Source organism: Arthrobacter sp. AL12, assembly GCF_029960645.1.
In the GTDB taxonomy this organism is placed as follows: domain Bacteria; phylum Actinomycetota; class Actinomycetes; order Actinomycetales; family Micrococcaceae; genus Arthrobacter.
In genome coordinates, this window is sequence record NZ_JASBQY010000001.1 from 485,434 (window position 1) to 499,297 (window position 13,864).

At 68.3% G+C, this 13,864-nt stretch carries 12 protein-coding genes; 3 read left to right on the plus strand and 9 right to left on the minus strand.

All coding sequences use genetic code 11. The annotated features are described in order from the left end of the window. Positions 1 to 25: 25 nt before the first annotated feature. The 4 genes from QK291_RS02335 to QK291_RS02350 form a co-directional block, all read right to left on the minus strand. The gene (locus QK291_RS02335; RefSeq protein WP_282378720.1) at positions 26 to 1,162 is read right to left on the minus strand and encodes an acyl-CoA dehydrogenase family protein; all 1,137 of its coding nucleotides are present in this window, start codon (positions 1,160 to 1,162) and stop codon (positions 26 to 28) included. 156 nt (positions 1,163 to 1,318) lie between these two features. Further along, complete coding sequence (locus QK291_RS02340) at positions 1,319 to 3,091, minus strand: biotin carboxylase N-terminal domain-containing protein (protein ID WP_282378721.1); 1,773 nt, start codon at positions 3,089 to 3,091, stop codon at positions 1,319 to 1,321. Next, entirely contained in the window at positions 3,091 to 4,788 is a 1,698-nt protein-coding gene (locus tag QK291_RS02345) for a 5-oxoprolinase/urea amidolyase family protein (protein WP_282378722.1), read from the minus strand. Before QK291_RS02345 ends, QK291_RS02340 begins: the two co-directional genes overlap by 1 nt. A gap of 45 nt (positions 4,789 to 4,833) precedes the next feature. After that, positions 4,834 to 5,598: a 5-oxoprolinase subunit PxpA gene (locus QK291_RS02350; RefSeq protein WP_282378723.1), complete on the minus strand. Its 765-nt coding sequence runs from the start codon at positions 5,596 to 5,598 to the stop codon at positions 4,834 to 4,836. A gap of 107 nt (positions 5,599 to 5,705) precedes the next feature. On the opposite strand from QK291_RS02350, the gene QK291_RS02355 reads away from it, so the two are divergent. From QK291_RS02355 to QK291_RS02365, 3 genes are all read left to right on the plus strand, one after another. After that, the gene (locus tag QK291_RS02355) at positions 5,706 to 6,449 is read left to right on the plus strand and encodes a GntR family transcriptional regulator (RefSeq protein WP_282378725.1); all 744 of its coding nucleotides are present in this window, start codon (positions 5,706 to 5,708) and stop codon (positions 6,447 to 6,449) included. 155 nt (positions 6,450 to 6,604) lie between these two features. Continuing rightward, positions 6,605 to 7,822: an NRAMP family divalent metal transporter gene (locus QK291_RS02360; protein WP_282378727.1), complete on the plus strand. Its 1,218-nt coding sequence runs from the start codon at positions 6,605 to 6,607 to the stop codon at positions 7,820 to 7,822. A 5-nt stretch (positions 7,823 to 7,827) separates the two neighbouring features. Beyond that, complete coding sequence (locus QK291_RS02365) at positions 7,828 to 8,655, plus strand: putative hydro-lyase (RefSeq protein WP_282378729.1); 828 nt, start codon at positions 7,828 to 7,830, stop codon at positions 8,653 to 8,655. A 1-nt stretch (position 8,656) separates the two neighbouring features. On the opposite strand, the gene QK291_RS02370 is transcribed toward QK291_RS02365, so the two are convergent. Genes QK291_RS02370 through QK291_RS02390 form a run of 5 tightly spaced genes read right to left on the minus strand, consistent with a single transcriptional unit; the run spans position 8,657 to position 13,861 of the window. Continuing rightward, on the minus strand, positions 8,657 to 9,334 hold the full coding sequence (locus QK291_RS02370; protein WP_282378957.1) for a GntR family transcriptional regulator: 678 nt from the start codon (positions 9,332 to 9,334) through the stop codon (positions 8,657 to 8,659). A gap of 58 nt (positions 9,335 to 9,392) precedes the next feature. Further along, positions 9,393 to 10,448 carry a LacI family DNA-binding transcriptional regulator gene (locus QK291_RS02375; protein ID WP_282378731.1) on the minus strand — a complete coding sequence of 352 codons (1,056 nt, stop codon included), beginning with the start codon at positions 10,446 to 10,448 and terminating at the stop codon, positions 9,393 to 9,395. Positions 10,449 to 10,473: 25 nt separating this feature from the next. Beyond that, a complete protein-coding gene (locus tag QK291_RS02380) occupies positions 10,474 to 11,958 on the minus strand; it encodes a family 1 glycosylhydrolase (protein WP_282378733.1) in 1,485 nt (494 codons plus the stop codon). Further along, positions 11,955 to 12,869 carry a carbohydrate ABC transporter permease gene (locus tag QK291_RS02385; RefSeq protein ID WP_282378735.1) on the minus strand — a complete coding sequence of 305 codons (915 nt, stop codon included), beginning with the start codon at positions 12,867 to 12,869 and terminating at the stop codon, positions 11,955 to 11,957. The genes QK291_RS02380 and QK291_RS02385 overlap by 4 nt, the downstream gene beginning before the upstream one ends. Then, entirely contained in the window at positions 12,866 to 13,861 is a 996-nt protein-coding gene (locus QK291_RS02390; protein WP_282378738.1) for a sugar ABC transporter permease, read from the minus strand. The genes QK291_RS02385 and QK291_RS02390 overlap by 4 nt, the downstream gene beginning before the upstream one ends. Positions 13,862 to 13,864: the final 3 nt, after the last annotated feature.

The following is a 13,864-nucleotide window of genomic DNA, read 5'->3' on the forward strand; positions in this document are numbered from 1 at the left end:
CGGACGACGTTGGCCGCCTCCTTGGCTAGGTGCCGGCTACCGTGCGGCCGATGATCAGGCGCATGATCTCGTTGCTGCCTTCGAGGATCTGGTGGACCCGCAGGTCCCGGGCGATCTTCTCCAGTCCGTACTCGGAAAGGTAGCCGTAGCCCCCGTGGAGCTGGATGGCGCTGTTGGCGACGTTGAACCCTGCATCCGTGGCGACCCTCTTGGCCATGGCGCAGAGCTTGACCGCGTCGGGCGCGCCGCGGTCCAGCGCGTCCGCTGCCCGCCAGAGCAGCGTCCGGGCGGTCACGAGCTCTGTTTCCATGTCGGCCAGCTGGAACAGCAGGGATTGCTGGTTGATCAGCGGCCCGCCGAACGCCTCGCGTTCCTTGAGGTAGGCCACCGACTTGTCCAGGGCAGTCTGGCCGCCGCCCAGGGAGCAGGCGCCCATGTTGACGCGGCCCCCGTTGAGCCCCTTCATCGCGATCCCAAAGCCACTGCCTTCGTCTCCGAGGCGGTTGGCAGTCGGAACCCGGACATCGTCGAAAATAACCTGGCGGGTCGGCTGGGCGTTCCACCCCATCTTTTTCTCGTTCGGACCGAACGACAGGCCCGGGGTCCCCGCCGGGACAACGATGGCCGTGATGCCGCGGTGTCCGTTGTCGGCGGTGCGGGCCATCACGATGTAGAAGCTCGACGACCCGGCCCCGGAGATGAATTGTTTGACGCCGTTCAGCACGTACTCTTCGCCGTCGCGCACCGCCCTGGTGCTCAGCGCGGCTGCGTCGGACCCGGCGCCGGGCTCGGTAAGGCAGTAGCTGCCCAGGGCTTCCATAGAGGCAAGCTGCGGCACCCACTGTGCGCGCTGCTCATCGTTGCCGAACGAGTCGATCATCCAGACCACCATGTTGTGGATGGAGATGTAGGCGGCAATCGTCGGATCAGCCTTGGCCAGTTCCTCGAAGATCAGCACCGCATCGCTGCGCGTCAGCCCGGAGCCGCCGAACTGCTCCTGCACATAGATGCCGCCCATCCCCAGGGCGCCGGCTTCGCGCAGCACGTCCACGGGGAAGTGCTTGGTCTCGTCCCATTTCGCGGCGTTCGGTGCCAGAGCCCCGTTGGCGAAGTCCCGCACCATCGCAACCAGCGACTGCTGGTCCTCGTTGAGTTCAAACATACCCAGTCCTCCGAAGTGTAGATATTGAATCAATGTAGTACGGCGGCCCAGTTATTACTAGGACTTCCTACTATATTTTCTCACGACCCCCTCCGGACCCGCTCACCGACGAACAACATGCGAAGCTGCGCCCGGCCGGCCCGCAGCAAGCAGCGGCTACCCGATCAGGGCCAGCACCGCGCCGGCAGCAACGACGCCGCCGGCCTCCGCGCGGAAGCCGGTCACGGTGCCGTTGCGGTGGGCCGGGACCTGGGTCTCCATCTTCATCGCCTCCAGTACGACGACGGGGTCCCCCGCCGCGACTTCGGCGCCCGGTTCGACGAGCCACTTCACCACGGTCCCGGCCATGCCGGCGCGCAGCTCCCCGGGGTGGGGGGCGGCAGCTCCGCCGTCGGACGCCCCTTCCACGGACACGCCGGCGGGCAGCAGGGGGCCCCCGGACAGAGTCCGAGTAGACAGTGCCCAGCCGTCCAGCAGATCCGCCGGCAGCCCGACGGCCATCCGGCGGCCGTCCACCTCGACGGTGATGGTGCGGCGTTCGCCGTCGGGCGCGGCGGTGCTGAAGCGCGGGTCGGCGGAGATGGTGTCCGCGAAGTCGGTTTCGATCCACCGGGTGTGGATGCCTAGGCCGGATTCAGAGGTGAAGTCCGGGGATTCGACCACGGCGCGGTGGAACGGGAGCACGGTGGCCACCCCGGTGATGCTGATTTCGGCGAGGGCGCGGCGGGCGCGGCGGAGCGCCTGCTGCCGGTCGGCGCCGGTGACGATCAGTTTCGCCAGCAGCGAGTCGAACTGCGGCGGGACGAAGGAGCCGGAGCGGACGCCGGTGTCGAGCCGGATGCCGGGGCCGGTGGGGCCGTGGAACTCCTCGACGGTGCCGGGCGAGGGCAGGAAACCGCGCCCGACGTCCTCGGCGTTGAGTCTGAATTCGAAGGCGTGGCCGCGCGGCGCCGGGTCCGCGGTGATGCGCAGCGGCTCCCCCGCAGCGATGCGGAACTGCTCCTGCACGAGGTCGATCCCGGTGGTTTCCTCGGTGATGGGGTGCTCCACCTGGAGCCGGGTGTTGACCTCGAGGAACGCCACGGTGCCGTCCGCGGCGACCAGGAATTCCACCGTGCCGGCGCCGGAGTAGCCGGCCGCGCGGCAGACGGCCTTGGCGGCGTCGTAGATCTGGCGGGTCTGTGCGTCGCTGAGGAACGGTGCGGGCGCCTCCTCCACGAGCTTCTGGTGCCGGCGCTGGAGCGAACAGTCGCGGGTTCCGACGACGACAACGTTGCCGTGGGTGTCCGCGAGGACCTGCGCCTCGACGTGGCGCGGCCGGTCGAGGTAGCGCTCCACGAAGCATTCGCCGCGACCGAAGGCTGCGACGGCCTCCCGGACGGCGGAGTCGAAGGCTTCCTCGACCTCGTCGAGGGCGCGGACCACCTTCATGCCGCGGCCGCCGCCGCCGAAGGCCGCCTTAATGGCGATCGGCAGGCCGTGCTGTTCGGCGAAGGCGCGGGCCTCGGCGGCGGATTCCACCGGGCCGTCGCTGCCGGCGACCAGCGGGGCGCCGGCTCGGACGGCGGTCTCGCGGGCGGTGATTTTGTTGCCGAGCAGCCGGATGGCCTCCGGGGTGGGACCGATCCAGGTGAGGCCGGCGTCGAGGACGGCCTGGGCGAAGTCGGCGTTCTCTGACAGGAAGCCGTAGCCGGGGTGGAGGGCGTCGGCGCCGGATTCCGCCGCGGCGGCGAGCAGCTTGGGGATGTTGAGGTAGGTGTCCGCGGGCGAGTTGCCGCCCAGGGCGTAGGCTTCGTCCGCGGCACAGACGTGCAGGGCGTCGGCGTCGATGTCCGCATAGACGGCGACGGAGGCCAGCTGCGCGTCGTCGCAGGCCCGGGCGATCCGGACGGCGATTTCACCGCGGTTGGCGATCAGGACCTTGCGCATCAGTAACTCGCTTCTTCTTCGGGAGTGACGGGTTCGGTGGTGGCGGTGCCGCTGAGGGTGGATTCGGCCCAGCGGAAGCGGATCTTCCCGCCGATCGGAACCTGGCCGGCGCGGTCCAGCTGTGAGTCCACCACCACGGCGATCACCGGGTAGCCGCCGGTGATCGGGTGGTCGGCCAGGAAGAGCACGGGGAGTCCTTCCGGGGGGACCTGCAGGGCGCCGGCGACGGTGCCCTCGCTGGCGAGTTCGCCCTGGCGGGTGCGCTGCAGCGGGGTTCCCTGCAGGCGCATGCCCACCCGGTTGGACTGTGGCTTCACGTCCCAGTCCTGGGCCGTGAACGAGTCCAAGGCCGTCTGATCGAACCAGTCGGCACGGGGGCCGGGGACAACTTCGAGCACGGTGACGCCGGTTCCTGGGTACTCCGGCTGCAGTTCGGGGTGGCCGACGACGCCGGACTCGGCCTCCCCGCCGGCGGCGAGGAGCTGGCCGGCGGCCAGTGGGGCGGGGCCGATCCCGGACATGGTGTCGGTGGAGCGGCTGCCGAGCACCGGGGCGGTGTCGACGCCGCCGCGGACGGCGAGGTAGCAACGGAAGCCGCTCTCCGGGGCACCGATGGTCAGGGTTTCACCGTCGAGCAGGGCGAAGGGGGTGGCCATCGGGACGTTCCGCCAGGACGGGCCGGACCCGGCCCCGTCGGCGTCAAAGTCGACGTCGTCGGAGCCGGCGTCGGCGTCGTGGGGCGTCTCGATGGTCAGCTCCGCGGGTGCCCCGGCGACGGCGAGGACCTGGTCCCCGACGGCCTGCACCGTGAGCCCGCCGGCGACGGTCTCCACCGCGGCGGCCGACGGCGCGTTCCCGACCAGGCGGTTGGCCCTGCGCAGCGAGGCCCGGTCCAGCGCGCCGGCCGCGGAGACGCCCAGGCCCGAGTGGCCGTGGCGGCCCAGGTCCTGGATCAGGCTCTGCAGCCCCGGCGCGACGACCTGCAGTCCGGACGCCAGCTCGGGAGCAGGAACCTGGGCCGGGTGTTCCGGCGCCAGCGTGACGGTGTCGCGAACCGCGCGGTACCGCACCTGGTGGCCGGGGGCGGCCAGTGCGGGCTGTTCCCGGTCCAGGTCCCACATGGCGGCGCCGGTGCGTCCGATCAGCTGCCAGCCGCCGGGCGAGCGGCGCGGGTACACGGCCGAATAGTTCCCGGCCAGCGCCACCGAACCGGCGGGGACGGCGGTGCGCGGGGAACTTCGCCGCGGCACCTCGAGCAGCTGGTTTTCGCCCACCATGTAGCCGAAGCCCGGGGCGAAGCCGGCGAAGGCCACGGTCCAGATCTGCCCGGTGTGGGCCGCGATCACGCCCTCGGCTCCGAGGCCGGTCAGCTCGCCCACCTCGGCGAGATCCTCGCCGTCGTAAACGGTGTCGATGAACACCAACTCGCCCTCCCGATGCGCGGGGGCAATGAGGTCGAGCTGGAGCAGCCGCGCGGCGATCCGGCGGGCCGACGCCGGCGAATCCGCGGTGACCAGTACCGTCTCCGCCGCGGCGAGGACGTCCAGCTGGCCCGGCAGCGGGTTCTCAACGAGCAGTGCCTGCAGGGCCAGCACGTCCGGGGTTCCGGAGAGCTCGGCCAGTACCGCGCGGGTTCCCACGGCCCGCACGGAGCGGACGTTCTGTACTGCCAGGGTTTGCCCTGCTGTATCAATCATGAGCTGCCTTCATCGTTGGCGGTGCTTCGAGGGGGTCCGCGCCGCTTAGGCGTGGACGAATGCGGCGGTGCTGATGCCGGCGGCAGTCAGGGCCGCGCGGACTGCGGCGGCCATGGTGACGGCCCCCGGGGAGTCGCCGTGCACACAGATGCTCTCTGCACGGATCTTCAGGATGGAGCCGTCAATGGTGCGGACGGCGGAATCGGAGGCCATCCGCAGGACATGCTCAGTGACCTCCGCATGGTCGTGCAGGACGGCGCCGGGCAGGGTGCGGGACACCAGCGTGCCGTCCGGGTTGTAGGCCCGGTCCGCGAAGGCTTCGGTCACGGCCCGAAGGCCGGCGGCCTCGGCCAGGCGGAGCACCTCGGAGCCCGGCAGGCCCAGGATGGGCAGGTCCGGGTCGACGGATTTTACGGCGTCGACGACGGCTTTCGCCTGCGCCGTGTGCGCCACAATCGCGTTGTACAGACCGCCGTGCGGCTTGACGTAGGTGACCTTGCCGCCTTCCGCCGCGGCCAGGGCCTGCAGCGCGCCGATCTGGTAGACGACGTCGTCCGCGAGTTCGATTGGGTCGATGTCCAGGAAGCGGCGGCCGAAACCTGCGAGGTCGCGGTAGCCGACGTGGGCGCCGATCACGACGCCGGCGGCCACCGCCTCGCGGCAGGTCTTCCGGATCACGCTGGGGTCGCCGGCATGGAATCCGCAGGCCACGTTCGCGCTGGAAACCGAACGGAACATCGCGGTGTCATCTCCCAGGCTCCAGCGTCCGTAGGATTCGCCGACGTCGCTGTTCAGGTCGATGGTTGCCATTTGTGATCCTCGTCTCATGGGGTTCCTCTATCTAGGATGCACCAAATCTCAGAATTGTTCAACAATTCTTCAATTCCACGATGTGACGATCGTGTAGATTCGCATCTATGACGAGCGCCGAATCAGGACTCCCTGGCATTCCCGGCCCTACCGCCGCCGGGCGCAGCAAGGCCTCCGGCACCGCGGGTACGGCCCTGGGGTCGGCGGCCCGGCTGCGGGTGGCCACCCCCTCCGTGGCGGACCGGGTCGCGGCCGAGCTGCGGCTGCAGCTGGCGGAAGGGCTGCTGCTGCCGGGCGCGCGGCTGACTGAATCAACCATCTCCGAGGAGCTGGGCGTTTCCCGCAACACCATCCGCGAGGCCTTTGCCGAACTCGCGGCCGAGCGGCTGGTCGTCCGGCATCCCAACCGCGGCGTGTTCGTCGCGACCCTGGGGCCGGGCGAGATCCACGACGTCTACACCGTGCGCCGGTTCATTGAAGTGAGCGCGATCCGCGGCGGGGGAAGCCCCGAGCGGGTGGCGGCGGTCCGCGCGGCCGTGGAGGAAGGCAAGGCCGCGGCGGCCGCGGACGACGAGGAAGCCCTCGGCAGCGCGAACCAGCATTTCCACGGGGCCATCGTGGCACTGGCAGAGAGCCGGCGCCTCAATGCGATCATGGCCCAGGTGCTGGCCGAGATGCGGCTGTTCTTTCACAAGGCCACCGTAGATGCGCATTTCTACCGCAGCTACCTCGACGACAACGAGAAAATCTGCAAGGCCCTTGAGGCCGGCCAGCTGGACCGCGCCGGGGACCTACTGCTGGCCTACCTGAATAACTCGGAGGAGAAACAGCGCGGGGTCCACGGCGACTGAGCGAAAATTGACCCGCCGGAGGCCCGGGAGTTCACTGGGATCGGAACAGGTCGAATTAAAATTGTTGAACAATTCCTTGCGCAGATTGTTCAACAGTCGGTACAGTTGCGGGAGATAATCGTTGTGACGCCAGTCACCCAACTGTTGGGACCCCCATGGAAACCACCACCGTCAAGGCCGCCCTCAAACCGGCCGCCCGGCGTTCCGCCCTGCTGGGCGCCATGTTCCTCATGGCCACCAGTGCCATCGGCCCGGGGTTCATCACCCAGACCACAGCCTTTACCGTCCAGCTCGGCGCCGCCTTCGCCTTCGCGATCCTGGTCTCCATCCTGGTCGACATTGCCGTGCAGGCGAACGTCTGGCGGATCATCGGTGTCTCCGGCCTGCGGGCCCAGGAGCTCGGCAACAAGGTCCTCCCGGGCGTCGGCTGGTTCCTCGCCGCGCTCGTCTTCATGGGTGGAATCGTCTTCAACATTGGCAATATCGCCGGAACCGGGCTAGGCACCAACGCCATGATGGGACTGGACCCCAAAATTGGCGGGGCCATCTCCGCGGTGCTGGCCATCCTGATCTTCCTCAGCAAGCGGGCAGGGGTCGCCCTCGACCGGATCGTGGTGATCCTGGGTGCCCTGATGATCCTGATGACGCTGTACGTGGCAGTGGTGTCGGCCCCGCCGCTGGGTGAGGCCCTCAAGAACACCGTGATGCCCGAGAAGGTCGACTTCCTGGTCATCACCACCCTCATTGGCGGAACGATCGGCGGCTACATCACGTACGCGGGTGCCCACCGCATGTTGGACACCGGCGTCACCGGCGTTGAAAACGTCAAACAGATCACGCAGAGCTCGATCGTGGGGATCCTGGTCACCTGCGTCATGCGCATCCTGCTCTTCCTGGCCATCTTCGGTGTCGTCGCCGGCGGCGTGGCCCTGACCGGCAGCAACCTTGCCGCCTCCGCTTTCCAGGCCGCAGCAGGAGACATCGGCATGCGCGTCTTCGGTGTCATCCTGTGGGCAGCTTCCATCACCTCCGTGATCGGTGCCGCGTACACCTCGGTCTCGTTCGTGACGAAGTCCACTACCAAGGACCGCACCCGCAACCTGATCACCGTCGGCTTCATCTCCTTCTGCACCGTGGCCTACCTGCTGATCGGCCAGGCCCCGCAGCAGCTTCTCATCTTCGCGGGCGCCTTTAACGGCCTCATCCTCCCCGTCGGTTTCGGAGTCCTGCTCTGGGTGGCCTGGCGCCGCCGGGACCTCCTGCACGGCTATGTCTACCCCAAGGGCCTGCTGGTCATTGGCATCGTGGCCTGGCTGCTGACCCTGTTCCTCGGCTACAGCTCGCTGACCAGCCTGGCAAAGCTGTGGGCCTAGAACCAATGAATCTTCCCGAGGTGAACGCCCCGTCCCGCATCGCCCGCCCCGCAGACCCGGAAGGGCTGCTCCCGGCAGAGGCCCGGGCCCTGTTCCGCGCCGGCCTCGTGACGCCGACCTCCGGCTGGAGCAGCGGCTACGCACAGGCCAACCTGATTATCGTGCCCAAGGCGCAGGCCTTCGACGTGCTGCTGTTCGCCCAGCGCAATCCCAAGCCCTGCCCTGTCCTGGGCGTGCTGGACGCCGGCGCGACCTCCGGTGCGCTGCTGGCCGGAGGTGATATCCGCGCGGACGTGCCCAAGTACGTGGTGTACCAAGACGGCCGTAAAGTCGACGAACCAACCGACATCACGGCCCACTGGCGCGATGATCTCGTGACGTTCATTGTGGGCTGCAGCTTCACCTTCGAATCCGCCCTCCAGGACAACGGCATCCGGGTGGCCCACATCGACCAGGGAGTGAACGTGCCCATGTACCGCACGTCCGTCCGCTGCGAACCGGCCGGACAAATGGCCGGCCCGCTGGTGGTCTCCATGCGGCCCGTTCCGGCCTCCCAGGTGGCCGACGCCGTCCGCATCACCTCCCGCTATCCGGCCGTGCACGGCGCGCCGGTCCATGTCGGCAACCCCGCCGAACTAGGCATCACGGATCTGGGCCGCCCCGACTTCGGCGACCCGGTCCGGATCCCGGACGGCCATGTGCCCGTCTTCTGGGCGTGCGGGGTGACGCCGCAGGCAGCCGTGATGGAGTCAAGGCCGGCACTGGCAATCGGCCATGCCCCGGGGCACATGCTCATCACGGACGCGCGCGACACCTCGTACCAGGTCCCGTAGATTACTGGGCGCCGATGTGCATCAGGAGTTCGTGCTCGGCGGCGTCCAGGTAGCTGCGCAACTCTGCCGCGGCCTCGTCCCGGCGGCCGGCGCGCAGCAGCGCCACGAGGGCGGCGTTGCGTTCCACGTAGTGGCTGTGGAAGTCCGTCGTGGTGGCCATGGCGTGGAAGACCAGGCGCATCTGGGCGAGGACCCTGTCCATGAGTTCATCCACTGACGCACTCCCGGAGAGCGCCACCAGCGCCTTGTGCAGGTCCTGGTTGGCATCGGCCATCTCCGTCACGGCCCCCGCGCTCAGGGCGGCGCGGGCCCGGTCGATGACGACATCGAGGGCATCCAGGGTCTCTGCCCGGTATTCCCCCCAGAGCACGGCCGCCGGTTCGATCAGCCGGCGGACGCGGTAGATTTCACGGACGTCCTCGGCCTGCGGCGCGGACACAAACACACCGCGGTTCGGAATGCGCCGCACCACGGACTCACCGGCGAGGACGGTGAAAGCCTCCCGCAGCGTATTCCGTGAGACGCCCAGGACCTCGGAGAGTCTCTGCTCGGAGAGTTTCGTTCCCGGGGCGATTTGGCCCGCCGAAATGCGCGAACGCAGCACAGCAGCCACCCACGACCCGGTGTGGGCGTGGGTCGCCTGGACCTCGTCGGAGATCCCTTCAAGCGCGGCAGTCATCGGCATGGATCCAATCTACCGAAGAAGCGTGCACTCCCCGCGCCGCGTGCGGCGCGGCCTATCCGGCCTTCGGCCCGCTGCTGGCCCGCACGACCAGCCGCGCCGGGTAGATCGCCGGATCCCGGTCCGCTCCCGGGTTTTCGATGTCGGCGAGGAGGAGACGGCCCGCTTCCGTGGCCATTTCCACCATTGGCTGATGGATCGTGGTCAGGGGCAGCTCGCCCGTAGCCGACACGTGGTCGTCAAAACCGACGACAGCGACGTCACCGGGCACCGACCGCCCCGACGCCTGGATGGCCGTGATCGCCCCGCGGGCCATCAGGTCTGAAGCGGCGAAGATGCCGTCCAGGCCGTGTTGGGCCAGCAGCTCTTCCGTGGCCTTGGCGCCTCCGGTGGCCGTGAAGTCTCCGTGGGCGGCCGGTCCCGGCGGGAGTCCGGCTTCCCGGAGGCCCGCGTGCCAGCCGGCGAGCCGGTCCGCTGCGGCCGTCATGTCCAGCGGGCCCGTGACGGTTCCGAGCCGAGTGCGCCCGCTTGCCGCAAGGTGAAGGGCTGCCAGCCGGGCGCCCTGGAAGCTGTCCACGTCAACGTAGTGGATTCCGAGATTTTCGTCCCAGGGCCGCCCAATGAAGACAGTGGGAAGCCCGGACGCGGCGAGCTCCTCGGTCCAGCCATCGGCTTTATGGTGTGAGACCACAATGGCTCCGTCGACGTGGCCGCCGCGCAGGTAGCGGACCGTGCGCGACGGATCGCCGCCGGCCCGGGACATAAGCAGGACCAACTGCATTTCCGTCTCGCGCAGTGCCTCCGTCACACCGGTGATAACGGCGGCGAAGAACGGGTCCATCATGACGCGGGCATCGGGTTCGTTGATGACCAAGGCAATTGACGAAGTCCTGCGGGTGACCAGGCTGCGTGCGGCCGGGTTCGGGGTGTAGGCCAGGGCAATGACGGCGGCGTCAACGGCTGCCTGCGCTTCCGGGCTGACCCGGGAGCCTCCGTTGATGGCCCGCGAGGCGGTCGAGCGGGACACGCCCGCCGCCTTCGCGAGGTCTTCAAGGGTAGGGCTCGGCCTCGCCGGTTCTGGCCGGACGCCCCGGTGGATCTGTTCGTTCATCACTTTGAGAATACGACATCCCCGGTCATCCCACGTGCGAGGCCATCTTGCTGGCCGGGACAGCGTTCGATGCCGCCACCTGCGCATACCAGAGGCCACTGGCCTTGGGGATCCGCTCCAGCGTGTCATAGTCCACCCGGACCAGCCCGAACCGCTGGTGGTAGCCGTAGGCCCACTCGAAGTTGTCCAGCAGCGACCAGGCGAGGTAGCCGCGGACATCCGCGCCGGCATCGATCGCCTCCCGCACCGCGCGCAGGTGGGCGTCGAAATAGGCCAGCCGGTCCTGGTCGTCGACGAAACCCTGCGCGTCGGGAACGTCCGGATAGGCAGCACCGTTCTCCGTCATGTAGATCGGGATGCCGGCCGGGCCCGTGTATTCGTTCTGGAGCCGCACCAGCAGCCGGAACAGGCCTTCGGGCTGGACCTCCCAGCCCATGCCGGTCACCGGGAGCCCCCGTGGCACCGAGTGCACACCGTCAGCGGCGACGAACGGCGACGCCGCGGGCCGGGCGGCAGACTCCGGGGCCGCCTGCGCCGTCGTCGTCACCGTTTCCGGAGGGTCCGGATATTCCGGATGTCCGGCAGGGGGAGCCGACTTGGTAAGCGCCTCTCCCTGGTAGTAGTTGACCCCCAGCAGGTCCACCGCCGCGGAGATGGCAGCCAGGTCACCGTCCTGCACGACCGTGTCGAAACCGAGGCCCGCCACATCGTCCAGCACGTCCGCCGGGTACTCGCCGCGGAAGAGCGGATCGAGGAAGATCCGGTTGTGCAGCCCGTCAATACGGCGGGCCGCGTCCCGGTCATCCGCGGAGGCGGGGTCGGCCGGATCCGCCACGGTGAGATTCAAGGTGATGCCAAGGCTCAGATCCGGATCCCGCCGGCGCAGTTCCGCCACGGCGAGCCCGTGGCCGAGCAGCAGATGATGGGCTGCTGCCAGGGCCGCCGCCGGTTCCTGCCGGCCCGGGGCATGGACGCCGGCGGCGTAGCCCAGGAACGCCGAACACCAGGGTTCATTGAGGGTGGTCCAGATCCGCACCCGGCCGCCCAGCGCCTCGTGCAGCACGGCGGCGTAGGCGGCGAAAAGCCGGGCGGTCTCCCGGTTGGCCCAACCACCCTCGTCCTCCAGGGCCTGCGGCAGGTCCCAGTGGTAGAGCGTCAGCCAGGGGGTGATGCCTGCGGCGAGCAGTTCATCCACCAGACGGGAGTAGAAGGCGATCCCCTCAGGGTTCGGTGTCCTGCCGTCCGGCATGCAACGGGCCCATGACACCGAAAACCGGTATGCCTTCAGGTGCAGCGACTTCATCAAAGCCACATCCTGGGCGGTGCGGTGGTAGTGGTCGCAGGCGACGTCGCCGTTGTGGCCATCGGTGACCGCACCGGGAACCCGGCAGAACGTGTCCCAGATTGAGTCCTTCCTGCCGCCGTCCTGGGCCGCCCCCTCGATCTGGTAGGCGGCGGTGGCCGCTCCCCACAGAAAGCCTTCGGGGAATGCTAGCGCGGTGGTGTTCATCCTTTTACTGCTCCTTGCATAATTCCGGAAACGAGCTGGCGGCCTGCAGCGACAAACAGCACCAGCAGTGGGACGGTGGCCAGAACCGCACCTGCCAGCACCACCGAGTAGTCCACAAAGTGTGCGGCCTGCAGCAGCTGCAGCGCCACCGGCAGCGTGGGGTTGGAGGGGTCCAGGACGATGAATGGCCAGAAGAAGTTCGTCCAGGTGGCCACAAAGGTGAACAGGGCCAGCATCGCGGCCGCGGGCCGGGCGGCCGGAAATCCGATGTACCAGAAGGCCTGGATCATCGAGGCGCCGTCCATCCGCACCGCTTCGATGAGCTCGTCCGGAAGGGCGTCCCGGAGATACTGGGTCATCCAGAACACCCCGAAGGCGGTGACGACACCGGGGACGATGACAGCCCACAGCGAGCCGGTCCAGCCCAGCTTTGACATCACAATGAAGAGCGGGACAACACCCAGCTGCGTCGGGACCGCCATGGTGGCGACGACGAAAACCAGCAGCCCCTTGCTTCCCCGGAACCGAAGCTTCGCGAAGGCGAATCCGGCGAGGGTGGAGAACACCACAACGGATGCCGCCGTCACGCTGGAGACGATGAGACTGTTGCCCATGGCCTTCCAGAACGGGATGCTGTCGAAGACCTTCCCCGCGTTGGCAAGGAAGTTTCCGCCCGGCAGCAGCGGAATGCCGCGGCTCAGGACGGTGTTGTCATGGCTGCCTACGAGGAAGGACCAGTAGAGCGGGAAAATGGATGCGAGCAGGACGGCGCTGAGGAACCCGTACGTCAGGAAGCCGGGCCGGCGGACGCTGGAGGAGCCCGCTTTGCGCCCGGCGCCGGGCCCCCGCCGTGCCGCGGCCCGGGCCGCGCCCTTGCCGGCGCTCTGTTCAATCATGGGGATGGAGCTCATTTGCGGCCTCCCTGGCTTGCGATGCGCTTGGTGATGATGAAATTGAGCAGGGCTATCAGCACGATCATCACGAAGAGCAGCCACGCCACGGCGGAGGCCCTGCCGAAGTTCCGCTGGCCCCAGCCGAGTTCCCAGATGTACATGGTCAGCGTCTGCCACTGCCTGTCAGCCCCGCCCAGCCCGGACTGGTCGAAAACCCGCGCCTCATCGAAAATCTGCAGTCCTCCGATGGTGGAGGTGATGACCACGAAGATCACGGTGGGCCGCAGCATGGGAACGGTGACGGAGAAGAACTGCCGCAGCCGGCCGGCGCCGTCGATCGTGGCAGCTTCAAACACATCCCGCGGGATCGCCTGCATTGCCGCAAGGAAGATGAGGGCGTTGTAGCCGATCCAGCGGAAGTTCACCATGGTGGCGATCGCCGTGTGGCTGGCGAGCGACTCGGAATGCCACCGGACCGGATCCAGGCCAAAAGCCTTCAGCATCTCATTGACCAGCCCGAACTGGTCCGCGAAAAGGTTGTTGAAAATCAGTCCCACGGCCACCGGCGCGACGACGAACGGAACCAGGACCCCCATCCGCCAGAACGTCCTGGCCCTCAGGTTCGCATCCAGCACCGCCGCTATCACCAGGGCGATGATGACCTGGGGCACGGAGGAGAGGAGGAAGATGCTGAGGGTGTTGCCGACGGCGTTCCAGAAGTAGGGCTGCGCCAGGACGAAGGCGTAGTTGTCCAGGCCGGTGAATTTCCCCTGTCCGCCGATGAGGTTCCAGTTGTGCAGCGAAACCCAGCCCGTGTACAGCAGCGGGAAGAGGCCCGTGACGCCAAACAGCAGGAAGAACGGGGAGATGTAGAGGTAGGGGGAGAGTTTCACGTCCCATTTGGAGACCTGCTGGGAGAACGCCAGGCGCCGGACACCCCTGCCGCCGCCCTGCGGCGGAGGTGCCTCAGCACCGGCGGCCCGGGGCTTGACCTGGTCCGTAACCGCCATGGC

What these genes read in the sequence shown, in the direction of transcription:
- QK291_RS02335 (WP_282378720.1), bottom strand. Translation starts at nt 1,162, where the DNA reads ATGTTTGAACTCAACGAGGACCAGCAGTCGCTGGTTGCGATGGTGCGG.
- QK291_RS02340 (WP_282378721.1), bottom strand. Translation starts at nt 3,091, where the DNA reads ATGCGCAAGGTCCTGATCGCCAACCGCGGTGAAATCGCCGTCCGGATC.
- QK291_RS02345 (WP_282378722.1), bottom strand. Translation starts at nt 4,788, where the DNA reads ATGATTGATACAGCAGGGCAAACCCTGGCAGTACAGAACGTCCGCTCC.
- QK291_RS02350 (WP_282378723.1), bottom strand. Translation starts at nt 5,598, where the DNA reads ATGGCAACCATCGACCTGAACAGCGACGTCGGCGAATCCTACGGACGC.
- QK291_RS02355 (WP_282378725.1), top strand. Translation starts at nt 5,706, where the DNA reads ATGACGAGCGCCGAATCAGGACTCCCTGGCATTCCCGGCCCTACCGCC.
- QK291_RS02360 (WP_282378727.1), top strand. Translation starts at nt 6,605, where the DNA reads ATGGAAACCACCACCGTCAAGGCCGCCCTCAAACCGGCCGCCCGGCGT.
- QK291_RS02365 (WP_282378729.1), top strand. Translation starts at nt 7,828, where the DNA reads ATGAATCTTCCCGAGGTGAACGCCCCGTCCCGCATCGCCCGCCCCGCA.
- QK291_RS02370 (WP_282378957.1), bottom strand. Translation starts at nt 9,334, where the DNA reads ATGACTGCCGCGCTTGAAGGGATCTCCGACGAGGTCCAGGCGACCCAC.
- QK291_RS02375 (WP_282378731.1), bottom strand. Translation starts at nt 10,448, where the DNA reads ATGAACGAACAGATCCACCGGGGCGTCCGGCCAGAACCGGCGAGGCCG.
- QK291_RS02380 (WP_282378733.1), bottom strand. Translation starts at nt 11,958, where the DNA reads ATGAACACCACCGCGCTAGCATTCCCCGAAGGCTTTCTGTGGGGAGCG.
- QK291_RS02385 (WP_282378735.1), bottom strand. Translation starts at nt 12,869, where the DNA reads ATGAGCTCCATCCCCATGATTGAACAGAGCGCCGGCAAGGGCGCGGCC.
- QK291_RS02390 (WP_282378738.1), bottom strand. Translation starts at nt 13,861, where the DNA reads ATGGCGGTTACGGACCAGGTCAAGCCCCGGGCCGCCGGTGCTGAGGCA.